Origin of the sequence: Pseudomonas subflava (assembly GCF_023823685.1) — a bacterium.
GTDB classification, from domain to species: domain Bacteria; phylum Pseudomonadota; class Gammaproteobacteria; order Pseudomonadales; family Pseudomonadaceae; genus Aquipseudomonas; species Aquipseudomonas subflava.
Window position 1 is genome coordinate 183,893 of record NZ_JAMXBF010000011.1, and the last position, 22,781, is coordinate 206,673.

Sequence of the window (22,781 nt, forward strand, 5' to 3'; positions counted from 1 at the left end):
AGGCCCCTGCGGGGCCTTGGCTGCGGCGGGCGTGATCAGTGCTGGGTCTTGTCCAGCGGCTCGCTCATCTGCTGCAGATACTTGCGTGACAGGGCGAGGAAGCGCGGCGTGGGGCCGATGTCCTCGTACAGCGGGTCGCCCTGTTCGTCGGTGGCCACGACCTTGTTGCCCTTGATGTAGGGCAGGCTGGCCTCCAGCTCTTCCAGCGCGGCGCCGATCAGTTCTCCGAGCATTTCCTCGGTACCGCGCCTGGGGTACATCTCGCACAGCGCCGCCAGGCGCGCCGCGGACTCCAGGTCCAGGTGGATGTGGTACTGGCTCGGGGTCAGTCGGCCTCTGGAGTTCTGTTCCCAGTGGCGGACGAGTTCGCGAATCTTCATAGACACCTCGGTTACCCATCGTGGCGGGCGGCGCGGTCCGGTTGGGCCGGCCAGCACCCGCAGAGTTGAGACTAGCTTGCCGGTTCGGCGACTGCGGCCGTTCGTCGCCTGCTTGTAAGAACGGGTCGCGCTGTGCAATCTGAGGCTTCCCTGACGGCGGAGAGACGGACATGGCGGAGATCGATGCGCGCCTGCGCGAAGAGGTTCACCTGCTCGGCGAGCTACTCGGCGAGACCATCCGCAACCAGCTCGGCGACGAGTTCCTCGACAAGGTCGAGCTCATCCGCCAGGGCTCCAAGGCCGGGCGCCAAGGCTCGCAGGCCGGCGGCCAGCAACTGCGCGAAACCCTTGACGGTCTCAGCGACGACGAGCTGCTGCCGGTGGCGCGCGCCTTCAACCAGTTCCTCAATCTGGCCAACATCGCCGAGCAGTACCACCGCATTCGCCGACGCCGCCCGGATGAGGCGCAACCTTTCGATGACCGGGTGCTGGCCGAGCTGTTGCAGCGCCTGGTGCAGGGCGGCCATAAGCGTGAGCAACTGGCCCGCCAGATCGGTCGGCTGGATATCGAGCTGGTGCTCACTGCGCACCCCACCGAGGTGGCGCGGCGCACGCTGATCCAGAAATACGACGCCATCGCCGGGCACCTCGCGGCGCTCGATCACACCGACCTGTCGGCGGCAGAGCGCGCCGGGGTGCAACTCGGGTTGCGCCGGCTGATCGCCGAGGCCTGGCATACCGACGAGATCAGGCGCAACCGGCCGAGCCCGGTAGACGAGGCCAAGTGGGGCTTCGCGGTGATCGAGCATTCGCTGTGGGAGGCCGTGCCGAGTTTCCTGCGCAAGGCCGACCAAGCCCTGCATCAGGCGTGCGGCTTGCACCTGCCGCTGGGCGCCGCGCCGGTGCGCTTCGCTTCCTGGATGGGCGGCGACCGCGACGGCAACCCCAACGTCACCGCGGAGGTCAGCCGCAAGGTGCTGCTGCTGGCCCGCTGGATGGCCGCGGACCTCTATCTGCGTGACGTCGACCGCCTCGCGGCCGAGCTGTCCATGCAGCAGGCCAGCGACGAGCTGCGCGTGCATGTCGGCGTGCATCCCGAACCCTATCGGGCGGTGCTCAAGCGGCTGCGCGAGCGCCTGCGCGCCACCCGTGCCTGGGCCGAGGCGGCGCTGGACGACGACGTGGCGCCGGGCCCGGAGGTGCTGCACGACAACCGCGAGCTGATCGAGCCGCTGGAGCTCTGTTACCAGTCGCTGCATGCCTGCGGCATGGGCGTGATCGCCGAAGGGCAGCTGCTCGACTGCCTGCGCCGTGCGGCCTGCTTCGGCCTGTTTCTGGTGCGCCTCGACATCCGCCAGGACGCCGCCCGGCATGCCGCCGCGCTGGCCGAGATCACCGACTACCTCGGCCTCGGCAACTACAGCGAGTGGGACGAGGAGCAGCGCCTGGAATTCCTCCAGCGCGAACTGGACAACCGTCGCCCGCTACTGCCCCCGCAACACCGGCCCTCGGCCGAGACCGCCGAAGTGCTGGAGACCTGCCGGGTGATCGCCGCCGCGCCGGCTGCGTCGCTCGGCACCTATGTCATTTCCATGGCCGGTGCGCCCTCCGACGTGCTGGCGGTGCAACTGCTCTTGAAGGAAGCCGGGCTGCAGCGACCGATGCGGGTTGCACCCCTGTTCGAGACCCTGGCCGACCTGGATAACGCCGGCCCCGCCATCGACCGCCTGCTCGGCCTGCACGGCTACCGCGCACGCCTGCACGGTCCGCAGGAGGTGATGATCGGCTACTCCGACTCTGCCAAGGACGCCGGCACCACGGCCGCCGCCTGGGCCCAATACCGCGCTCAGGAGGCGCTGGTGAATATCTGTCGTCGTCATGAGGTGGAATTGCTGCTGTTCCACGGCCGTGGCGGCACCGTGGGGCGCGGCGGCGGCCCGGCCCATGCGGCGATTCTTTCGCAGCCGCCAGGCTCGGTGAACGGACGCTTCCGCATCACCGAACAGGGCGAGATGATCCGCTTCAAGTTCGGCCTGCCGGCCCTGGCCGAGCAGAACCTCAACCTGTACCTGGCCGCCGTGCTGGAGGCTACCTTGCTACCGCCTCCCGCACCCGAGCCGGCCTGGCGCGGGGCCATGGATCGCCTGGCCGCCGACGGTGTGGCCGCCTACCGCGCCGTGGTGCGCGAGCACGAGCAGTTCGTCGAGTATTTCCGCCAGGCCACGCCCGAGCAGGAGCTCGGTCGCCTGCCGCTGGGCAGTCGCCCGGCCAAGCGCCGCGCCGGTGGCGTGGAGAGTCTGCGGGCGATTCCCTGGATCTTCGCCTGGACCCAGACACGCCTGATGCTGCCCGCCTGGCTGGGCTGGGAGCGCGCGCTGGCCAAGGCCATCGACGGTGGCGGGCGTGGCCTGCTGGAAGACATGCGCGAGCACTGGCCGTTCTTCCGCACGCGCATCGATATGCTGGAGATGGTGCTGGCTAAGGCCGACCTGAGCATCGCCACGCTGTACGACGAGAGGCTGGTGGCGGACGAACTGCGACCGCTGGGTGCGCACTTGCGCGACCTATTGTCGCAGTGCCGCAGTCTGGTGCTCGGTCTGACCCATCAGTCCGAGCTGCTCACCCACAGTCCGGAGACCCGCGAGGCCATTACCGTGCGCAACATCTACCTGGACCCGCTGCACCTGCTTCAGGCCGAGCTGCTGGCCCGTTCCAGGCTGCGCGAGAATCCGGTGGACAGCCCTCTGGAGCAGGCTTTGCTGGTCAGCGTGGCGGGCATCGCGGCGGGGCTGCGCAACACCGGCTGAGGCCTCTCCGACTCCGACTTTCGGTGGCTTGTGCCGCACCGATGCGCTGTGTATCGTGGCCATCCTTTCGCCGCTCAGCGACGCGGAAACCCATTAACGAGATTGGCCCCACGAGGCGAGTCCGACGACTTTTCTGTCTATTTGAGGAGCACTTCGATGCGCGTGATTCTGCTGGGGGCGCCCGGTGCCGGCAAAGGTACCCAAGCTGGTTTCATCACCAAGAAGTTCGGCATTCCGCAGATCTCCACCGGCGACATGCTGCGTGCGGCGGTCAAGGCCGGCACCGAGCTGGGCCTGCAGGCCAAGAGCGTGATGGATGCCGGCGGCCTGGTTTCCGATGATCTGATCATCAACCTGGTCAAGGAGCGCATCGCCCAGCCGGATTGCGCCAACGGCTTCCTGTTCGACGGTTTCCCGCGCACCATTCCCCAGGCCGAGGCCATGAAGGAAGCCGGCGTGACCATCGACAACGTGGTCGAGATCGCCGTCGACGACGAAGAGATCGTCCAGCGCATCGCCGGCCGCCGCGTGCACGAGGCCAGCGGCCGCGTCTACCACGTGGTCTACAACCCGCCGAAGGTCGAGGGCAAGGACGACGAGACCGGCGACGAGCTGGTTCAGCGCAAGGACGACACCGAGGAAACCGTGCGTCATCGTCTGTCCGTCTACCATTCGCAGACCAAGCCGCTGGTGGACTTCTACCAGAAGCTCTCCGCCGCCCAAGGTACCCCCAAGTACAGCGCCATCGCCGGCGTCGGCTCGGTGGAAGAGATCACCGCCAAGGTGCTCGAGGCGCTCAGCTAAATAGCTGCGTGGCCCAGGTGTAGCTGGAGGTAGCTCTAGCTCGCCGATCACATCGCTCGCTCGACGGCCCGCAATCGCGGGCCGTTGGCGTTTATAATGCCGCCCTTTTTCTGCCCGACCGGATGCCCCGATGACCACTCTGCTGGCCCTGGATACCGCCACCGAAGCCTGCTCCGTCGCCCTGCTGCACGAGGGCCGGGTGCTCAGCCATTACGAGGTGATCCCGCGCCTGCACGCCCAGCGCCTGCTGCCGATGGTCCGGCAGATCCTCGACGAGGCCGGCGTGGCGCTGTCGGCGCTGGATGCCATCGCCTTCGGCCGCGGCCCGGGGGCCTTCACCGGCGTGCGCATCGCCATCGGCGTGGTCCAGGGCCTGGCCTTCGCCCTCGACCGGCCGGTGCTGCCGGTCTCCAACCTGGCGGTGCTGGCCCAGCGCGCGATGCGCGAGCACGGCGCGCAGCGGGTGGCCGCGGCCATCGACGCCCGCATGGACGAGGTCTACTGGGGCTGCTACCTCGCCGAGCAGGGTGAAATGCGTCTGCAGGGCGTCGAAGCGGTGCTCGCACCCGAGCGGGCCGAACTGCCGCGCGGCGCGGCGGGCGACTGGTTCGCCGCCGGCACCGGCTGGGGCACCTATGGCGAACGCATTGCCCTCACTCCGAGCGACAGCGAGCCGGCGATGTTGCCGCATGCCCAGGACCTGCTCAGCTTGGCGACATTCGCCTGGGCGCGCGGCGAGGCATTGCCGGCCGACGAGGCGCAGCCGGTCTACCTACGCGACAACGTGGCCACGCCCAAGGCGCCGCAGTCCTAGGCTGCCGCTGCGTTGACGCGCCTTTCGTCCGTCACCGGGCTCGGCAAATTGCCATTTTTTTCTGACGCCGCTAAATTGCCACCCACGTATTCCGAGCAGTAACCGATGCGTATCGACGGCTTCTCCTCCTATCCGCTGGACCGCACCCCCCGCCCGGGCAGCGCGGTCACGCCCTATCGCGAAGCGCAGCGCGAGGTCGAGCAGCGCCGCGAGCAACCCACGCCGCCGTCCGCCACCCAGGGTTACGAGCAGATCGCCCAGCCGCGTCGAGTGCAGGCCAGCAACGCCAGCAGCGACAACCTGCCGGCGCGCATGCAGGACAACCTCGCCCAGCAACGCGGCCTCAGCTCGCGCGCCAACCAGGCGCTGGCCGCCTACGGCAACACCGCCGCCTACACCGAAGACCGCGACGCCAGCGAAGTACTGGGCCTCGACCTCTACGCCTGATGCTGCCTTATTTTCTCGGCTGCCCGTCGTGGAACGAGCCGGCCTGGCGCGGTTCCTTCTATCCCTCCGATCTGCGTCCCTCCGAGACCCTGGCGCGCTACGCCGCCACTTTCAACGCGGTCGAAGGCAATACCACCTTCTATGCCCGACCGTCGCCGCAGACGGTGCAGCGCTGGGCCGAGCAGATGCCGGCGCACTTCCGCTTCTGCGCCAAGCTGTCGGGTGACATCAGCCATGCCGGCGACCTGCGTGAACACTTCGCCGCCACCGCCGACTTCCTCGCCCTGCTGGCGCCGCTCGGCCAGCGCGTCGCGCCGCTCTGGCTGCAGCTGCCGGCGGCTTTCGGGCCGTCGCGCCTGGGCGAGTTGTTGAGCTGGCTGGACGAGTTCACCGAGCGCGCCATCGCGGTGGAGCTGCGTCACCCCGCGTTCTTCGCCCGCGGCGAGGACGAGCGCCTGCTCAACCGCGCGCTGCAGGCGCGCGGCGTGGAGCGTATCTGCCTGGATTCCCGCGCGCTGTTTGCCTGCACCTCGCGGGACCCCGCCGTGCTGCATGCCCAGTCGAAGAAACCGCGCCTGCCGGTGCGCCCGACCGCGTTCAGTGCTCATCCGCAGCTGCGCTTCATCGGCGGCCCGGACCTGGAGGCGAACCAGGCGTTCCTCGAACCCTGGCTGGACAAGGTTGCCGCCTGGATCGAGCAGGGGCTGGCACCGCATGTGTTTCTGCACACGCCGGACAATCATCTGGCCGCCGCTCAGGCCCTGCGTTTCCACGCCAGCCTGAGCGAGCGCCTGCCCGGAATGCCGGCGCTGAACCTGACGGCGGCGGAACCGGCGGCGGAGCAGCTGGGTCTGCTCTGACAGGGGCGCTTTCGGCTGCGCTGCGAAGCGGCTAGGGTTGCTCCATCCGTCAGCGCAAGGAGCAACGAGATGAGTACGCAGCGAGAGCGTGGCGAGGCCTTCCAGGCCCTGCACCAGGGCGATAACCTGCTGGTTCTGCCCAACCCGTGGGATGCAGGCTCGGCAAAGATGCTCGCGCACCTGGGCTTTCGCGCCCTGGCCACCACCAGCGCCGGCCTGGCCTTCACCCTGGGGCGCCGCGACGCCGAAGGCGCGGTTGGGCGCGACGAGGCGCTGGCCAACGCCCGGGCCATCGTCGAGGCCACCTCGCTGCCAGTGGCGGCCGATCTGGAGAACGGCTACGGCGATGCCCCCGAGGATTGCGCTGAAACCATCCGCCTGGCCGCGGCGGCGGGCCTGGTCGGCGGCTCCATCGAGGATGCCAGCGGCCGCGCCGATGATCCGATCTACCCGCTGGACCTGGCGGTCGAGCGGGTGCGCGCCGCGGTGCAGGCCGCGCGCGGCCTGGATTTCCCTTTCGCCTTCGTGGCCCGGGCGGAGAACTTCCTGCACGGTCGCGCCGATCTGGACGACACCATTCGCCGCCTGGTGGCCTATGCCGAGGCCGGCGCCGATGTGCTCTATGCGCCGGGCCTGCGCAGCCGCGACGAGATCAAGGCGGTGGTCGAGGCGGTCGCGCCCAAGCCGGTCAACGTGCTGGTCGGCTCGCCGAGCCTGCGCCTGTCGCTGGCGGAACTGGCGGAGCTGGGCGTGAAGCGGGTCAGTGTCGGCTCCAATTTGGCGCGGGTGGCATACGGCGAGTTCTTCTTCGCCGCCGGTGAGCTGGCCAAGGGCAGTCTGGTCGCCATGGGCGAGGCGATGCCGTTCGACGAGCTCAACGATCTGTTCCGCTGAGGATGGCTCGCGCGTTCTGGCTGATGGTGTTGGCGCTGCTGATCGGCGCCCCGCTGGCGGTGTACCAGGGCTGGTTGCAGGTGCCGCCGCGCTGGAATCCCTGGGCGCCGCTGGACGTGCGCCAGCAACCGGGCCTGCTCACCGGCTACAAGCTCATGCGCTTGCAACAGGACCCCGAGCTCTGTCGCCTGGCGCTGGACAGCAGCGTGTTGCGCTACAGCGCCGTGGCCGACAGCGAGCCGGCCAAGGGCTGCGCGGTGGAGAATGGCGTGCGGGTGCAGCGCGCCGGCGTGCAGTTCAGCTCGAGCTTTCTCGCCACCTGCAAGCTCGCCGTGGCCTATGCGCTGTTCGAAGAACACGGCCTGCAGCCCGCGGCCCGGCGCGCCTTCGGTCAGCCGGTGGCGCGGGTCGATCACCTCGGCAGCTTCGCCTGTCGCAATATCGGTGGCAGTCAGCGCCGCAGCCAGCACGCCAGCGCCAACGCGCTGGACATCGCCGGCTTTCGCCTGAAGGACGGCCGGCGCATCAGCGTCGCCCGGCACTGGGGCGGGGAGGGCGCCGAGGCGCAGTTTCTGCGTGAGGTGCGCGACGCGGCCTGCGACAGCTTCAAGGTAACGCTCGGGCCGGACTACAACGCCGCCCACCGCGACCACTTCCATCTGGACATGGGGCTGTTCAGCCTGTGTCGCTAGCGGAGTGGTAGCGGCTCGTCGAGGTCCGCCAGCGTGGCGGCGAGCAGGGTGACGCCGCCGTAGGCGGTGAGCGCCTGGTGGGTAGGCGGGGGCGGGCTCTGCAGATTGCGTCGGCGGCTGCCGGCGGTTTCCAGTCGCGACAGGCGCCATTGCTGGATCAGGTCATCTTCTTCGACCGCCGCCGCGGGTTGCTGCAACGCGCCGGAGGCCAGGCCCAGCGCCAGCGGATCGAACGAACGCCCGCGGCGCAGTTCCTCGGCGCCAAGCGACCAACTGCGCTGTTGCAGCACTCCGCGAAAATCCTCCAGCCAGGCCTCGGTCGCCGCGTGGTCCGGCTCGGCCTGTGCGGCGTCGGCCGTTTCCGCGTTTTCCTGGGCGTCCTCGGCCGGCTTCGGCAGCAGCGACTGCAGCAGGCGCTGGTAGTCGAATGCCTCGCGCACGCCCGCTTCCCACCGGCGAGCCAGCAGGAAATCGGTTTGGCTGGAGAGAGCGTTGGACCGCAGTGACATGGCAGCAGGGACGACGTGGCAGAATAGGGCGCTTACCCTTGTTATCGGCCGCGTGCCGAGTCCTTGAGCGATTTCTCCCATGACCGATGGACAACCCGCCCCGCGCATCAGAGTCGAGGCGCTGCACCCGATGTTCGACGAGGCGGCCAGCCGCTGGGCCGAGCTGCTCGGCCTGCCCAGCACGGGCGATGCCGAGTTCGCCCTGCAACTGGGCGAGGACGGGCTGCAGCTGGCGGAACTGGGGCCGCAGGCGCCGGGGCCGGTGCGGGTGGACTTCGTCGAGGGCGCCGTGGCCCATCGCCGCGTGTACGGCGGTGGCAGCGGGCAGATGATCGCCAAGGCGGTCGGCATCCAGCCCGGCGTGCGACCGAGCGTGCTGGACGCCACGGCCGGGCTGGGACGCGACGCCTTCGTGCTGGCCAGCCTGGGCTGCGACATGACGCTCAGCGAGCGCCAGCCGATCATTGCCGCCCTGCTCGAAGATGGCCTTGCGCGCGCCGCGCGCGATGCCGAGGTGGCGGTCATCGCCGCGCAGATGCGCCTGTTGCGCGGCAACGCCATCGAGCTGATGCGCGACTGGCAGGGCGAGCCGCCGCAGGTGATCTACCTCGATCCGATGTTCCCGCACCGCGACAAGAGCGCGCTGGTGAAGAAGGAGATGCGCCTGTTCCGCCCGCTGGTGGGCGACGACCTGGACGCCCCGGCGCTGCTCGAGGCGGCGCTGGCGTTGGCCAGCCACCGGGTGGTGGTCAAGCGCCCGCGCAAGGCGCCGATCGTCGAGGGTGCCAAGCCGAGCTACGCGCTGGAGGGCAAGTCCAGCCGCTACGACATCTATCCGAAGAAGGCCTTGAAGCCCTAGGGGCGATAGGCGCGCACGAACAGCCGCACCACTTCCTGAACGTGTTCCTCGGCCTCCTGCCTGCCGAGCGGCTGGGCCACGCCCATCAGCAGGCGGAAATGGCAGCCGCCCTTGACCAGGCAGAAGAAATGCTCGGCGGCGTGCTGAGGATTGTCGATCTGCAACTGCGCGCGGGCATTGGCCTGCTCCAGCAGACGCTGCATGGCGTCGATCACGCGCTGCGGGCCGACATTGAAGAACAGCTGCGACAGCTGCGGATTCTGCGCGCCCTGGGCGACCATCAGGCGGTGCATGGCCAGGGACTCCTCGCTGTTGATCAGCGCGTTGAAGCCGCGACCGATGGCCAGCAGGGTCTGCTCGATGCTGTCCTCCGGGCCCAGCTCGAAGAACAGCGGCGGCAGCTGCTCCGCGCACTTGGACTCCACCGCGCAGGCGAACAGCGTCTCCTTGTCGGTGAAGTGGCTGTACACCGTGAGCTTCGACACGCCGGCTTCCGCGGCGATGGCATCCATGCTGCTGCCGTCGTAGCCGTTCTGGATGAACAGGCGCTTGGCCGCCTCGAGAATGGCGAGGCGCTTGGCCGGGTCCTTGGGCCGTCCGGGGCCGCCGCTGGGCTGTAAAGATTTGTCGGACATTTTCGGCTTTTTAATACTGGACTGGTGAGTTCGCTATTTTTACTATACCGGGCAGTATAAGTATTCCAAGCTCCTTTTGCGCAAGGTCGTCCATCATGCTCCGTCATGCTCTGTCCCTCGCTGTGCCGCTGTCGCTGATCTCCCTCCTGGTTGCCTGTGGCAACGATGAAACCGTCGAGGCGCCGATACGGCCGGCGATGGTGGTGCATCCGCTGCCGGCGGCGGACGCCGTGGCCACCTACCCAGGCGAGGTGAGGGCGCGCTACGAGCCGGAGCTGGCCTTCCGCATCGGCGGCAAGATCGCCAAGCGCCTGGTGGACGCCGGCGACCGGGTCAGCAAGGACCAGCCGCTGGCCGAGCTGGACCCGCAGGACGTCAAGCTGCAGCTGGAGGCCGCCCGCGCCCAGCTCAATGCCGCCGAGGCCAACCTCAAGCTGGTGCGCTCCGAGCGTGATCGCTACAAGACGCTGCTGGCCCGTCAGCTGATCAGTCAGTCGCAGTACGACACGGTCGAGAACCAGTACCGCGCCGGCGAGGCGCGGGTGAAGCAGATCCGCGCCGAATTCAACGTGGCCAGTAACCAGGCCGGCTACTCGGTGCTGCGCGCCTCGCAGGACGGCGTGGTGGCGCGGCGCCTGGCCGAAGTGGGGCAGGTGGTCGCCGCCGGCCAGACGGTGTTCACCCTGGCCGCCGACGGCGAACGCGAGGTGCTGATCAGCGTGCCGGAGCATGCCCTGGATCGCCTGCGCATCGGCCAGGACGTCGGCATCGAGCTGTGGTCGCAACCGGACAAGCGCTACGCCGGGCGCATCCGTGAGCTGTCCCCGGCCGCCGATGTGCAATCGCGCACCTTCGCCGCACGGGTCACCTTCAGTGATCCCAAGGTCAAGGCCGAAGTGGGGCAGAGCGCGCGGGTGGCGATCAAGGCCGATGGCGAGGTGCCGCTCTCGGTGCCCCTGTCGGCCCTCAGCGCGGAGAAGGACCAGCCCTATGTCTGGGTGGTCGAGCCCGAGGAATCCAAGGTGGTGCGCACGCCCGTGCGGGTGGGCGCCTACGGCCAGGAGCGCGTGTCGGTCCTGGAAGGCTTGAAGGAGAGCGACTGGGTGGTCGCCGCCGGGGTGCACGTGCTGCTCGATGGGCAGAAGGTGCAGCCGGTGGGGCGCGACAACCGCGTGGTTGCACTGGCCGGCAAGGAGTAAGCCATGTCCTTCAACCTGTCCGAATGGGCGCTGCGCAACCGCAGCGTGGTGCGCTACTTCATGCTGGTGCTGGCGGTCATCGGCGCGCTGTCCTACACCAAGCTGGGCCAGAGCGAGGACCCGCCCTTCACCTTCAAGGCCATGGTCGTGCGCGTCGACTGGCCGGGCGCCACCGCCGAGGAAGTTTCCCGGCAGATCACCGAGCGCATCGAGAAGAAGGTGATGGAGACCGGCGAGTACATGTACGTGATGTCCTACTCGCGTCCCGGCGAGTCGGTAGTCACCTTCATGGCGCGGGACTCCATGCACTCCAAGGACATCCCCGAGCTCTGGTACCAGCTGCGCAAGAAGGTCGGCGACATCCGCCACACGCTGCCGCCGGGCATTCGCGGGCCGTTCTTCAACGATGAATTCGGCACCACCTTCGGCAACATCTACGCGCTCACCGGCGAGGGCTTCGACTACGCGGTGATGAAGGACTACGCCGACCGCCTGCAACTGCAGCTGCAACGGGTCAAGGACGTGGGCAAGGTCGAGCTGATCGGCCTGCAGGACGAGAAGATTTGGATCGAACTGTCCAACGTCAAGCTGGCCACCCTCGGTCTGCCGCTGGCGGCGGTGCAGCAGGCGCTGGACGAGCAGAACGCGGTGGCCTATTCCGGCTTCTTCGAGACGCCGACCGACCGCGTGCAGCTGCGCGTGTCGGGGCGCTTCGAGACGGTGGACGAGATCCGCGACTTCCCCATTCGCGTCGGCGATCGCACCTTCCGCATCGGCGATGTGGCCAAGGTGTATCGCGGCTTCAATGACCCGCCCGCGCCGCGCATGCGCTTCATGGGCCAGGACGCCATCGGCATCGCCGTGGCGATGAAGCAGGGCGGCGACATCCTCGACCTGGGCGAGACCCTGGGCCACGAGTTCGCCCGCCTGCAGCAGACCCTGCCGCTGGGCATGCAGCTGCACAAGGTGTCGGACCAGCCCGCGGCGGTGAAGACCGGCGTCGGCGAGTTCGTCCGCGTGCTGGTCGAGGCGCTGGTCATCGTGCTGCTGGTCAGCTTCTTCTCCCTCGGCCTGCGCACCGGCCTGGTGGTGGCGCTGTCCATCCCGCTGGTGCTGGCGATGACCTTCGCCGCCATGTACTACCTCGGCATCGGCCTGCACAAGATTTCCCTCGGCGCGCTGGTGCTGGCGCTGGGTCTGCTGGTGGACGACGCGATCATCGCGGTGGAGATGATGGCCATCAAGATGGAGCAGGGCTACGACCGGCTCAGGGCGGCCAGCTTCGCCTGGACCAGCACGGCCTTCCCGATGCTCACCGGCACGCTGATCACCGCGGCCGGCTTCCTGCCGATCGCCACCGCCCAGTCCGGCACCGGCGAATACACCCGCTCGATCTTCCAGGTGGTGTGCATCGCGCTACTGGTGTCGTGGATCGCCGCCGTGGTGTTCGTGCCCTACCTGGGCGACCGCCTGCTGCCGGACCTGGCCAAGCTGCACGCGAAGAAGCACGGCGGCAGCGCCGAGGGCCACGATCCCTACTCGACCACCTTCTACCAGACGGTGCGCGAGGTGGTGGAGTGGTGCGTGCGCCGGCGCAAGACGGTGATCCTGGTGACCGTTGGCCTGTTCATCGCCTCCATCGTGCTGTTCCGCTTCGTGCCCCAGCAGTTCTTCCCCGCCTCGGGGCGCCTGGAACTGATGGTCGACATCAAGCTCACCGAGGGCTCGTCGCTCAAGGCCACCGAGGAGCAGGTCAAACGCCTGGAGGCCAAGCTCAAGGACCATCCCGGCATCGATAACTACGTGGCCTATGTCGGCACCGGCTCGCCGCGTTTCTATCTGCCGCTGGACCAGCAACTGCCGGCGACCCGCTTCGCCCAGTTCGTCATCCTCGCCAAGAGCATCGAGGAGCGCGAGCGGCTGCGCAGCTGGCTGATCGAGGTGATGAACCAAGACTTCCCCTTCGCCCGCACCCGCGTGTCGCGCCTGGAGAACGGCCCGCCCGTGGGCTTCCCGATCCAGTTCCGGGTCAGCGGCGAGCACGTCGACGAGGTCCGCGACATCGCCCGCCAGGTGGCGGCCAAGGTGCGCGAGAACCCGCACGTGGCCAACGTCCACCTGAACTGGGAAGAGCCGAGCAAGGTGGTTTACCTGAATATCGACCAGGAGCGTGCCCGCGCCCTGGGTGTGACCAGCGCCGACCTGTCGAATTTCCTGCAGAGCTCGCTGACCGGTTCGAGCGTCAGCCTGTTCCGCGAGGACAACGAACTGATCGAGATCCTCCTGCGCGGCACCGTGCGCGAGCGCCAGGCGCTGGAGTTGCTGCCGAGCCTGGCGGTGCCGACCAGCAGCGGCAAGAGCGTGGCGCTGTCGCAGGTCGCCACCCTGGAGTACGGCTTCGAGGAAGGCGTGATCTGGCACCGCGACCGTCTGCCGACCGTGACCGTCTATGGCGACATCTACGGCCCCGAGCAACCGGCCAGCCTGACCAAGCAGATCCTGCCGACCCTGGAACCGATCCGCGCCGAACTGCCCAGCGGCTACCTGCTGGAGGTAGGCGGCACGGTCGAGGATTCGGCGCGCGGGCAGAAGTCGGTCAATGCCGGCATCCCGCTGTTCATCCTGGTGGTGTTGACGCTGCTGATCCTGCAGCTGCGCAGCATGTCGCGGGCGGCCATGGTGTTCCTCACCGCGCCGCTGGGGCTGATCGGCGTGACCCTGTTTCTGCTGGTGTTCCAGCAGCCGTTCGGCTTCGTCGCCATGCTCGGCACCATCGCCCTGGCCGGCATGATCATGCGCAACTCGGTGATTCTGGTGGACCAGATCGAGCAGGACATCGCCGCCGGCCTGGACCGCTGGCACGCGATCATCGAGGCCACCGTGCGGCGCTTCCGGCCCATCGTGCTGACCGCCCTGGCGGCGGTGCTGGCGATGATTCCGCTGTCGCGCAGCGTGTTCTTCGGGCCGATGGCGGTGGCCATCATGGGCGGCCTGATTGTCGCCACGGCGCTGACCCTGCTGTTCCTGCCGGCGCTGTACGCGGCCTGGTTCCGGGTCAAGGAAGTGGAGCGCTAGCGCGAGATGCCTCACCGAAAAGCCCGGCCCGTGCCGGGCTTTTTCGTTTCAGCTCATCGGTTGGCGCGGCAGCGCGTTGCGACGGGGCTAAGGTTGTTGTTATCGCACGCGGGCTTGCTGTCGCTCGGGTGAGGTTGCACTGCGCTGACCTCCCGTCGAGCGTAAGGTTGCACTTAGTTGCACCTGATCCTGTGAGAGGTTTAATCTTCCGCCACGCGCCGCAGCGCACTCAATCGGAACAGGATAAGAAATGGCCACCACCACCCTTGGCGTGAAACTCGACGATGCCACCCGTGAACGCCTGAAGCAGGCTGCCCAGTCCCTCGACCGCACCCCGCACTGGCTGATCAAGCAGGCGATCTTCAACTACCTGGAGCAGGTCGAGGGTGGACTGACCCCCGCGGAGCATTCCGGCCTGGCCGCGGCGGCCGGCGAGGAGTCGGTGGAGCAGCTGAGCGAGCAGGCCCTGCAGGTATTCCTCGATTTCGCCGAGAGCATCCTGCCGCAGTCCGTGCTGCGTGCCGCCATCACCGGCGCCTACCGCCGTCCGGAAACCGACGCGCTTCCGGTCCTGCTGGAGCAGGCGCGCCTGCCGAAGGAACAGGCCGAGGCCACTCAGAAGATGGCCCTGGGCATCGCCGAGAAGCTGCGCAACCAGAAGAGCGCCGGCGGCCGCCAGGGCCTGGTGCAGGGCCTGCTACAGGAGTTCTCCCTGTCGTCCCAGGAAGGCGTGGCGCTGATGTGCCTGGCCGAGGCGCTGCTGCGCATCCCGGACAAGGCCACGCGCGATGCGCTGATCCGCGACAAGATCGCCAGCGGCAACTGGAGCCAGCACCTGGGCCAGAGCCCGTCGATGTTCGTCAACGCCGCGTCCTGGGGACTGCTGATCACCGGCAAGCTGGTGTCCACCCACAACGAGGCCGGCATGACCTCGGCGCTCAACCGCATCATCTCCAAGAGCGGCGAGCCGGTGATCCGCAAGGGCGTGGACATGGCCATGCGCCTGATGGGCGAGCAGTTCGTCACCGGCGAGACCATCGGCGAGGCGCTGGCCAACGCCACCAGCATGGAGAGCAAGGGCTTCCGCTATTCCTACGACATGCTCGGCGAGGCCGCGCTGACCGAGGAAGACGCCAAGCGCTACCTGGCTTCCTACGAGCAAGCGATCCACGCCATCGGCAAGGCCTCCCATGGCCGCGGCATCTACGAGGGGCCGGGCATCTCGATCAAGCTGTCCGCCCTGCACCCGCGCTACAGCCGCGCCCAGTACGACCGCGTGATGGACGAGCTGTACCCGATCCTGCTGGGCCTGACCAAGCTGGCCAAGCAGTACGACATCGGCCTCAACATCGACGCCGAGGAAGCCGACCGCCTGGAAATCTCCCTCGACCTGCTCGAGCGCCTGTGCTTCGCCCCGGAACTGGCCGGCTGGAACGGCATCGGCTTCGTCATCCAGGCCTACCAGAAGCGCTGCCCGTACGTGATCGACTACGTCATCGACCTGGCCAAGCGCAGCCGCCACCGCCTGATGATCCGCCTGGTGAAGGGCGCCTACTGGGACAGCGAGATCAAGCGCGCCCAGGTCGACGGCCTGGAAGGCTACCCGGTGTACACCCGCAAGCCGTACACCGACGTTTCCTACATCGCCTGCGCGCGCAAGCTGCTGGCCGTGCCGGAGGCCATCTACCCGCAGTTCGCCACCCACAACGCCCACTCGCTGTCGGCCATCTACCAGATCGCCGGGCAGAACTACTATCCGGGCCAGTACGAGTTCCAGTGCCTGCACGGCATGGGCGAGCCGCTGTACGAGCAGGTGGTGGGTTCGATCAAGGACGGCAAGTACAACCGTCCGTGCCGCATCTACGCACCCGTCGGCAGCCACGAGACGCTGCTGGCCTACCTGGTTCGTCGCCTGCTGGAAAACGGCGCCAACACCAGCTTCGTCAACCGCATCGCCGACCACAGCATCTCGCTCAAGGAGCTGGTGCTGGACCCGGTCGAGCAGGTCGAGCGCATGGCCTCGCAGGAAGGCACCCTGGGCCTGCCGCACCCGCGCATTCCCCTGCCGCGTGACCTGTACGGCGAGGCACGCCTGAACTCCGAGGGCATCGACCTCGCCAACGAGCACCGTCTGGGCTCGCTGTCCTCGGCGCTGCTGTCGTCCACCAACACCGCCTACGTGGCCGCGCCGATCCTCGGCTGCGACGCGCCGAACCCCGGCCCGGCCGAGCCGGTGCGCAACCCGGCCGACCACCGCGACCTGGTCGGCCATGTGCACGAGGCCAGCGAGGCCGACGTCAAGAGCGCCATCCTCTGCGCCCAGTCCAGCGGGCAGATCTGGCAGTCGACTCTGCCGGCCGAGCGTGCCGCCGTGCTGGAGCGCGCCGCCGACCAGATGGAGGCCGAGACCCAGCAACTGATGGGCCTGCTGGTGCGCGAATCCGGCAAGACCTTCGCCAACGCCATCGCCGAAGTGCGCGAGGCGGTGGACTTCCTGCGCTACTACGCGGCGCAGGCCCGTACCTTCAGCAACGACAGCTACCGTCCGCTGGGTCCGGTGGTGTGCATCAGCCCGTGGAACTTCCCGCTGGCGATCTTCACCGGCCAGGTCTGCGCCGCGCTGGCCGCGGGCAACACCGTGCTGGCCAAGCCGGCCGAGCAGACTCCGCTGATCGCCGCCCAGGCCGTGCGCATCCTGCTGGAGGCCGGCGTGCCCGGCGGTGCCGTGCAGCTGCTGCCGGGCCGCGGCGAGACCGTCGGTGCCCGCCTGGTGGGCGACGAGCGCGTGCGCGGCGTGATGTTCACCGGCTCCACCGAAGTCGCCGGCATCCTCGCGCGCAACATCGCCGGACGCCTGGACGCCCAGGGCCGTACCATCCCGCTGATCGCCGAGACCGGCGGCCTCAACGCCATGATCGTCGACTCCTCGGCCCTGGCCGAGCAGGTGGTGGTCGACGTGGTCAGCTCCGCCTTCGACAGCGCCGGCCAGCGCTGCTCGGCCCTGCGCGTACTCTGCGTACAGGACGACGTGGCCGACCGCGTGATCGAGATGCTCAAGGGCGCCATGGCCGAGTACCGCATCGGATCGCCGGAGCGCCTGTGCACCGACATCGGCCCGGTGATCGACGCCGAGGCCAAGGCCGGCATCGAGGCGCACATCGCCGCCATGCGCGAAAAGGGCCGCAAGGTGTTCCAGGCCGCCCGTGCCGATGCCGAGGAATTCAAGCGCGGCACCTTCGTGCTGCCGACCCTGATCGAGCTGGAAAGCTTCGACGAGATGAAGCGCGAGATCTTCGGCCCCGTGCTGCACCTGGTGCGCTACCCGCGCGCCGAGCTGGGCGGCCTGCTGCAGCAGATCAACGACAGCGGCTACGGCCTGACCCTGGGCGTGCACACCCGCATCGACGAGACCATCGCCCTGGTGGTCGACTCGGCCCGCGTCGGCAACCTCTACGTCAACCGCAACATCGTCGGTGCCGTGGTCGGCGTGCAGCCGTTCGGCGGCGAGGGCCTGTCCGGCACCGGTCCCAAGGCCGGCGGCCCGCTGTACCTGTATCGCCTGCTGTCGACCCGCCCGCAGGACGCCGTGGCCCAGCAGCTCAAGGGCGACAACGTGCACGCCCTGGGCGCGCCGGCCGAGCTGGACAAGGCGCGCAACGCCTTCGCCGACTGGGCCGCCAAGCAGGAGCCGGCGCAGGCCGAGCTGTTCACCCGCTACCGCGAGTTGTCGCAGAGCTTCACCAGCCATGTGCTGGCGGGGCCGACCGGCGAACGCAACACCTACAGCCTGCTGCCGCGCGAGCGCGTGTTGTGCCTGGCCGAGGAACGTGGCGACCTGCTGGCGCAGTTGGCCGCCTGCCTGGCCATCGGCAGCCACGCGCTGCTGCCGGAGAGCCAGCGCGAGCTGCTCGCCGCGCTGCCCAAGGAGGTGCAGAAGCGCATTGCCACGGTGGCCGACTGGACCAGCCTGGAGGCCGAGTTCGACGCCATCCTGCACCACGGCGACTCCGACCAGCTGCGCGAAGTGAGCCAGCAGGCCGCCCAGCGCAAGGGCGCCATCGTCAGCGTGCACGGCCTGAACAGGGGCGAGACCGACATCCCGCTGGAGCGCCTGCTGATCGAGCACGCGCTGAGCGTGAACACCGCGGCCGCCGGCGGCAACGCCAGCCTGATGACCATCGGCTGATTCACCCGCATACCCTCGCCAGGCCGTCACGGTTGGCGAGGGGCCTGCGAAAGCTGGCCGAAAGTTTCGCCTGGCATCCTGCACGGTAGTCAGGTGACTCCTGCAACCCCGAGCGCCGCCAGGCGCTCACCGGTGCCGCGACGTCTCGTCCGGCACCACGCGCCGTACACCCTCGTGGGGGCTATCCGCCCGGTACGACGCGTTACTACCCGAAGCCGGCTCGTTCCGGCACCCGGCAGGGCCACAAGCCCAGCCACAAAAAAGCCCGGCGTTCGCCGGGCTTTTGCTTTTTCAGGGGTTTGCTCGTTCCACCCAGCACGGTAGCCCGGATGCAATCCGGGGGGCGGACTTGCCTGCTTCCCGGATTGCATCCGGGCTACGGTCTTTTCAGCTGCTGCGGTTACAGCGCGCCAAACACCTTCTTCGCCAGGCTGGTGGCCGCGCCGGCCGGGTTCTGGCGCAGGCTCGCCTCCTGCTCGGCGATCATCTTGAACAGGCCGTCCAGCGCCTGCTCGGTCACGTAGTTCTCGACGTTGGCGCTCTTCGCGTCGACCACGCCGAAGGCCGCGGCCTGGCCGGCGAAGCCGTTGTACTGCTGGACCAGGCCGACCTTGTCGGTGGCCTGCTTGACGATGGGCAGGAACTTGGCGCGGATCTGCTCGCGGCTGCTCTTGTTCAGGTACTGGGTGGCGGAGTCCTCGCCGCCGGCGAGGATGGCCTTGGCATCGCTCACGGTCATCTTCTTCACCGCGTCCACCAGGATCGCCTGGGCCTGCGGCACGGCGGCTTCGGCGGCCTTGTTCATGCTGTCTTCGAGCTCTTCCACCTGTTCGCCCATGCCCATCATCTTCATGGTCTTGGCGGCCTTGCCCAGCTTGCCGGGCAGCTCGATGCGCACTTCCTCGTTGTTGCTGAAGCCGCCCGGCTTGCCGAGCTGCTTCACGGCGATCTGCGCGCCCTGGGTCAGGGCGTCCTTGAGGCCGCCGCTGGCGTCGCTCTGGGACAGGTCGGACAGGGTGAGCGCGTGGGCGCCGGCGGACAGCAGCAAACTGGCGGCCAGGGTGGTGACGCGGAGCATGGGGCTTCCTCAATGCACGGGAGATCGGCTGAGAGTAACGGAGAGCGGCGGGGGAGCCAAACGCCGCGAGCGCGTGGCAGCCCGTCTCTTTCCCCGGCCATGAGTGAACTTGGTCGAACCTCGGCAGTCTGTCTGCTGTCGGCTCGCCAGGGCGGTTCGCATGGCCCTTCGTCTCAGGCGTTGGCGCCGGCGTTCGCGTGTGCGGGGCCGATTCTCCGTTCGTTCGCACCGCCGTTCGCCGCGCGATGCCACCGCCAAGTGAAGATTGCCTATGCCCCCGTTTCGCCCCTCCCGTTTCCCCTTTTTTCCTCGCTTCCGCACCCTCGGCGCTTGCCTGATCGGCGGGCTGCTGGCGGCCGGCCCGGCCAAGGCCGAGGAGGCCGGCAACGCGCGCTGGGTCAGCGACAGCCTGAACACCTACGTGCGCAGCGGGCCCACCGATGGCTACCGCATCGTCGGCACGCTCACCTCCGGCGAGAAGGTCGAACTGCTGCGCACCCAGGGCGATTACAGCCAGGTGCGTGGCGAGGACGGCAGCAGCGTGTGGATTCCCAGCCGCGACCTGCAGACCGTGCCGGGTCAGGCCGAACGCCTGCCGCAGCTGGAGCAGCAGGTGGCCGAGCTGAGCGCCGAGCTCAAGGGCATCGACGACACCTGGAAGACCCGCGTGCAGGGCATGCAGGAAACCCTGGACTCGCGCAAGGCGCTGATCGACGAGCTGCAGGTGGCGCGCTCCTCGCTGGACAGCGAGCTGACTCAGGTCCGCTCCGAGCTGCGCGAGGCCCAGGCGCAGCTGGGCGACGAGAACAAGCAGGTGCTAATGCGCTACATGGTCTACGGCAGCAGCATCGCCGGCGGCGGGCTGCTGGCGGGGCTGATTTTGCCGACGCTGCTGCGGGTGCGGCGCAAGCGCAACGACCAGTGGGTCTGAGTTCGCGTTGAGGCAAGTGCCTCCGACATGCGCGATGCCGGAGGTCGCTCGCCGATAAGCCCCTTAGGTCGGGGCCTCGGCTTCCTCGCCACGCTCCAGCGCCACCTGGCGGATCGACAGGCGAATCTCTGCCGGCAACACGCGCTTGGCGGCACCCTCCACCAGCTCCGCCAGTTGCGGGTGGTGGCTGAGCTTGCCGTCGGCGTTCTGGCGCAGCACGCCCTGATCCAGCAGGGTCTGGATGAAGTGGCGGAACAGGCTCTTGTCGAAGAACTCCGGCGCGTTGAGGCCATGCAGAATCGACAGGCGCTGAGCCATCACCACGCAGAGGTTCTCCAGTTCTTCCGCGCTCAGGGCGTACTGCCCAGCATTGAGCAGCAGGGCGGTGGCCATGTAGAAGCGCTGCAGGGTCTGCACGATGGCGCGGGCCAGCAGGGTGAGCAGGACGAACTGGCGCGAGCTGGGCGCCGGGCGAATGAACATGTCGTCCTCGCGGCGCAGCAGATCCTGTTCGACGAACGCCTCCAGCCACTGGTCGACCACACCTTCCAGCTCGTCCAGGGACCAGCGGATGAACAGCTCCGACTGCAGGTACGGATACAGCGCGGCCACGTAGCGCAGGATCTGCTCGCGGCTCATGCGCGAGCTGCTGAGGAAGAAGCTAGCCAGCAGGGCGGGCAGGGCGAACACGTGCAGCACGTTGTTGCGGTAGTAGGTCATCAGGACGGCGTTCTGCTCGTCCAGGTAGAGGATCTTGCCCAGGGCGTCCTTCTGCTCGGCCAGCAGGTCCATGCTCTGCACGTAGCGAATCAGGTCCTGGCCATCGCCTTCCGGCAGGGTGGCATGTGGCGAGTAAGGCACCTTGCGCAGCAGCGCCAGGTACAGGTCGAGCACGCGGGCCAGGGCCTTTTCGTCCAGCGCCAGCTTGGCGGTGGAGAGCAGCGCCAGGCCGACCAAGTTGACCGGGTTGATCGCCGCGGCCTCGTTGAGGTGCTGGGCCACGCGCTCGCCGAGGCGATTGGTGGTCTGGTTCAGCCACTCGGGGCGGTACTGGTCGCCGTAGTCCTGGCCGCGCCAGCCCGGTTGCTCGGCGTCGAGGAACTCGGCCAGCTTGATCGGCTCGCCGAAATTGACCCAGACGCTGCCGAAGCGTTGCTTACGGATGGCGCCGATGACCTTGAAAATGTCGAAGATCGACTCCTTCTTCTTCGCCGCGCCGCGCAGCTCGCCCAGGTAGGTGCGGCCTTCGAGCACGCGCTCGTAGCCGATGTAGACCGGCACGAAGGCGATTGGCAGGCGCGACGAACGCAGGAAGCTGCGCAGCGTGATGGCCAGCATGCCGGTCTTCGGCTGCAGGGTGCGGCCTGTGCGCGAGCGGCCGCCCTCGACGAAGTACTCGACCGGGAAGCCCTTGCTGAACAGCGTGTGCAGGTACTCGTTGAACACCGCGGTGTACAGCGGGTTGCCCTTGAAGGTGCGGCGCATGAAGAAGGCGCCGCCGCGGCGCAGCAGGCTGCCGACCACCGGCATGTTGAGGTTGATGCCGGCGGCGATGTGTGGAGGGGTCAGGCCGTTGCGGAACAGCAGGTAGGAAAGCAGCAGGTAGTCGATGTGGCTGCGGTGGCAGGGCACGTAGATGATCTCGTGACCGTGGGCGATGTCGCGCACCGCCTCCAGGTGGTTGACCTGGATGCCCTCGTACAGCTTGTTCCAGAACCAGCTCAGCACCGTCTCGAGGAAGCGGATGGCGGTGTAGGTATAATCCGAGGCGATCTCGTTGCCGTAGCGCAGAGCCTGGGCCTCGGCCTTCTCGATGCCGATCTTCTCGCGCTCGGCCTCCTCGCGGATGGCCTGGCGCACCAGCGGGCCGTGGATCAGGCCTTTCACCAGGTTGCGCCGGTGCGACACGTCGGGGCCGATCACCGTGGTCTTCAGGTTGCGGAAGTGCACGCGCAGGATGCGCTGGACCATGCGCAGGGTGCGCTCGCGGCCCTTGTTCTGGTCGAGCAGCTCGCGCAGGTGGATCGGCGCGGAGAACTGCACGCGGGTCTTGCGGCCGAGAATGAGGATGCTGACCAGCTTGCGCAGGCGCCCGGTGACCGCCCAGGTGTCGGCGAACAGCAGCTTCCACGGGCTGGTCTCGCGGTCCGGCGACTGGCCCCAGAACACGCTGACCGGGATGATCTGCGCGTCATCCAGGGCGTTGCCGTCGAGGCTGGCGAGGATGCGCTGCAGGGTGGGCGGAGCCCCGCGCTTGTCGTGGCCGCCGAACCAGCTCGGCGAGCGGGTCAGGTAGAAGAAGCCGGCCGGCTCCAGCTGGTCGCCCAGCGCCACCGGCAGCACCGGCCGCGGCAGGCCGGCCTTGCTGCATTCCCTGTCCACCACCGCCAGGTCCGCCGCCGAGGGTTGCTGCAGCACGTAGAACACCGGCTTGCTGCGATCCAGGCGCAGATTGAAGGACGACTGGTTGATGGTTTCCGAGCGTACCCAGAGAAAGAGCAGGCGGCGCAGGGCGCCGAAGGCGAGGCGGCGGAGCGGGGAGCGGGTCATAGAGTGCGGCTGTGGAAACGAGCGGTTGCTCGGGGCGGCTAGTGTGCCGCATTCGCCCCTT

Annotated in this window: 17 protein-coding genes; 12 read left to right on the plus strand and 5 right to left on the minus strand. The window is 68.3% G+C overall.

Translation table 11 applies throughout. The features are described 5' to 3' along the window. Positions 1-35 precede the first annotated feature (35 nt). On the minus strand, positions 36-380 hold the full coding sequence (locus NF616_RS16330) for a pilin assembly protein (RefSeq protein WP_252274351.1): 345 nt from the start codon (positions 378-380) through the stop codon (positions 36-38). Positions 381-550: 170 nt separating this feature from the next. On the opposite strand from NF616_RS16330, the gene ppc reads away from it, so the two are divergent. The 7 genes from ppc (at position 551) to NF616_RS16365 (ending at position 7,698) form a co-directional block, all read left to right on the plus strand. Then, positions 551-3,187 (plus strand): phosphoenolpyruvate carboxylase, encoded by a 2,637-nt coding sequence (ppc, locus tag NF616_RS16335; protein WP_252274352.1) that lies wholly within the window; start codon positions 551-553, stop codon positions 3,185-3,187. A 156-nt stretch (positions 3,188-3,343) separates the two neighbouring features. Next, the gene (gene adk, locus NF616_RS16340) at positions 3,344-3,991 is read left to right on the plus strand and encodes an adenylate kinase (protein WP_252274353.1); all 648 of its coding nucleotides are present in this window, start codon (positions 3,344-3,346) and stop codon (positions 3,989-3,991) included. A 130-nt stretch (positions 3,992-4,121) separates the two neighbouring features. Then, complete coding sequence (gene tsaB, locus NF616_RS16345) at positions 4,122-4,805, plus strand: tRNA (adenosine(37)-N6)-threonylcarbamoyltransferase complex dimerization subunit type 1 TsaB (protein ID WP_252274354.1); 684 nt, start codon at positions 4,122-4,124, stop codon at positions 4,803-4,805. Positions 4,806-4,910: 105 nt separating this feature from the next. Beyond that, complete coding sequence (locus tag NF616_RS16350; RefSeq protein ID WP_252274355.1) at positions 4,911-5,252, plus strand: hypothetical protein; 342 nt, start codon at positions 4,911-4,913, stop codon at positions 5,250-5,252. Next, positions 5,252-6,112 (plus strand): DUF72 domain-containing protein, encoded by an 861-nt coding sequence (locus NF616_RS16355; protein ID WP_252274356.1) that lies wholly within the window; start codon positions 5,252-5,254, stop codon positions 6,110-6,112. Before NF616_RS16350 ends, NF616_RS16355 begins: the two co-directional genes overlap by 1 nt. 69 nt (positions 6,113-6,181) lie before the next feature. Continuing rightward, positions 6,182-7,006 (plus strand): isocitrate lyase/PEP mutase family protein, encoded by an 825-nt coding sequence (locus NF616_RS16360; RefSeq protein WP_252274357.1) that lies wholly within the window; start codon positions 6,182-6,184, stop codon positions 7,004-7,006. Between the two features lie 2 nt (positions 7,007-7,008). Next, positions 7,009-7,698, plus strand: a complete 690-nt coding sequence (locus NF616_RS16365; protein ID WP_252274358.1) for an extensin-like domain-containing protein — start codon at positions 7,009-7,011, stop codon at positions 7,696-7,698. On the opposite strand, the gene NF616_RS16370 is transcribed toward NF616_RS16365, so the two are convergent. Next, positions 7,695-8,138: a hypothetical protein gene (locus NF616_RS16370; RefSeq protein ID WP_252274359.1), complete on the minus strand. Its 444-nt coding sequence runs from the start codon at positions 8,136-8,138 to the stop codon at positions 7,695-7,697. The genes NF616_RS16365 and NF616_RS16370 overlap by 4 nt on opposite strands. Before the next feature lie 148 nt (positions 8,139-8,286). Between NF616_RS16370 and NF616_RS16375 the strand changes: the two genes are divergently transcribed. After that, the gene (locus NF616_RS16375) at positions 8,287-9,066 is read left to right on the plus strand and encodes a class I SAM-dependent methyltransferase (protein WP_252274360.1); all 780 of its coding nucleotides are present in this window, start codon (positions 8,287-8,289) and stop codon (positions 9,064-9,066) included. On the opposite strand, the gene NF616_RS16380 is transcribed toward NF616_RS16375, so the two are convergent. Further along, complete coding sequence (locus NF616_RS16380; protein ID WP_252274361.1) at positions 9,063-9,701, minus strand: TetR/AcrR family transcriptional regulator; 639 nt, start codon at positions 9,699-9,701, stop codon at positions 9,063-9,065. The two genes, NF616_RS16375 and NF616_RS16380, sit on opposite strands and share 4 nt — an antisense overlap. Positions 9,702-9,796: 95 nt before the next feature. Here NF616_RS16380 and NF616_RS16385 point away from each other — a divergent pair, with 95 nt between their 5' ends. From NF616_RS16385 to putA, 3 genes are all read left to right on the plus strand, one after another. Then, complete coding sequence (locus NF616_RS16385) at positions 9,797-10,900, plus strand: efflux RND transporter periplasmic adaptor subunit (protein ID WP_252274362.1); 1,104 nt, start codon at positions 9,797-9,799, stop codon at positions 10,898-10,900. Between the two features lie 3 nt (positions 10,901-10,903). Next, positions 10,904-13,975, plus strand: coding sequence for an efflux RND transporter permease subunit (locus tag NF616_RS16390; protein WP_252274363.1), 3,072 nt, complete (start codon positions 10,904-10,906; stop codon positions 13,973-13,975). A gap of 250 nt (positions 13,976-14,225) precedes the next feature. Further along, entirely contained in the window at positions 14,226-18,161 is a 3,936-nt protein-coding gene (gene putA / locus NF616_RS16395) for a trifunctional transcriptional regulator/proline dehydrogenase/L-glutamate gamma-semialdehyde dehydrogenase (RefSeq protein ID WP_252274364.1), read from the plus strand. Between the two features lie 400 nt (positions 18,162-18,561). On the opposite strand, the gene NF616_RS16400 is transcribed toward putA, so the two are convergent. After that, a complete protein-coding gene (locus NF616_RS16400; RefSeq protein ID WP_252274365.1) occupies positions 18,562-19,239 on the minus strand; it encodes a DUF4197 domain-containing protein in 678 nt (225 codons plus the stop codon). A 271-nt stretch (positions 19,240-19,510) separates the two neighbouring features. Here NF616_RS16400 and NF616_RS16405 point away from each other — a divergent pair, with 271 nt between their 5' ends. Beyond that, entirely contained in the window at positions 19,511-20,170 is a 660-nt protein-coding gene (locus NF616_RS16405; RefSeq protein ID WP_252274366.1) for a TIGR04211 family SH3 domain-containing protein, read from the plus strand. Positions 20,171-20,233: 63 nt separating this feature from the next. Here NF616_RS16405 and plsB read toward each other — a convergent pair whose 3' ends face one another. Next, entirely contained in the window at positions 20,234-22,720 is a 2,487-nt protein-coding gene (gene plsB, locus NF616_RS16410; protein WP_252274367.1) for a glycerol-3-phosphate 1-O-acyltransferase PlsB, read from the minus strand. Positions 22,721-22,781 lie beyond the last annotated feature (61 nt).

Bases quoted from the DNA above. Each gene is read 5' to 3' on its own strand.
- NF616_RS16330 (WP_252274351.1), bottom strand. From the start codon at position 380: ATGAAGATTCGCGAACTCGTCCGCCACTGGGAACAGAACTCCAGAGGC.
- ppc (WP_252274352.1), top strand. From the start codon at position 551: ATGGCGGAGATCGATGCGCGCCTGCGCGAAGAGGTTCACCTGCTCGGC.
- adk (WP_252274353.1), top strand. From the start codon at position 3,344: ATGCGCGTGATTCTGCTGGGGGCGCCCGGTGCCGGCAAAGGTACCCAA.
- tsaB (WP_252274354.1), top strand. From the start codon at position 4,122: ATGACCACTCTGCTGGCCCTGGATACCGCCACCGAAGCCTGCTCCGTC.
- NF616_RS16350 (WP_252274355.1), top strand. From the start codon at position 4,911: ATGCGTATCGACGGCTTCTCCTCCTATCCGCTGGACCGCACCCCCCGC.
- NF616_RS16355 (WP_252274356.1), top strand. From the start codon at position 5,252: ATGCTGCCTTATTTTCTCGGCTGCCCGTCGTGGAACGAGCCGGCCTGG.
- NF616_RS16360 (WP_252274357.1), top strand. From the start codon at position 6,182: ATGAGTACGCAGCGAGAGCGTGGCGAGGCCTTCCAGGCCCTGCACCAG.
- NF616_RS16365 (WP_252274358.1), top strand. From the start codon at position 7,009: ATGGCTCGCGCGTTCTGGCTGATGGTGTTGGCGCTGCTGATCGGCGCC.
- NF616_RS16375 (WP_252274360.1), top strand. From the start codon at position 8,287: ATGACCGATGGACAACCCGCCCCGCGCATCAGAGTCGAGGCGCTGCAC.
- NF616_RS16380 (WP_252274361.1), bottom strand. From the start codon at position 9,701: ATGTCCGACAAATCTTTACAGCCCAGCGGCGGCCCCGGACGGCCCAAG.
- NF616_RS16385 (WP_252274362.1), top strand. From the start codon at position 9,797: ATGCTCCGTCATGCTCTGTCCCTCGCTGTGCCGCTGTCGCTGATCTCC.
- NF616_RS16390 (WP_252274363.1), top strand. From the start codon at position 10,904: ATGTCCTTCAACCTGTCCGAATGGGCGCTGCGCAACCGCAGCGTGGTG.
- putA (WP_252274364.1), top strand. From the start codon at position 14,226: ATGGCCACCACCACCCTTGGCGTGAAACTCGACGATGCCACCCGTGAA.
- NF616_RS16400 (WP_252274365.1), bottom strand. From the start codon at position 19,239: ATGCTCCGCGTCACCACCCTGGCCGCCAGTTTGCTGCTGTCCGCCGGC.
- NF616_RS16405 (WP_252274366.1), top strand. From the start codon at position 19,511: ATGCCCCCGTTTCGCCCCTCCCGTTTCCCCTTTTTTCCTCGCTTCCGC.
- plsB (WP_252274367.1), bottom strand. From the start codon at position 22,720: ATGACCCGCTCCCCGCTCCGCCGCCTCGCCTTCGGCGCCCTGCGCCGC.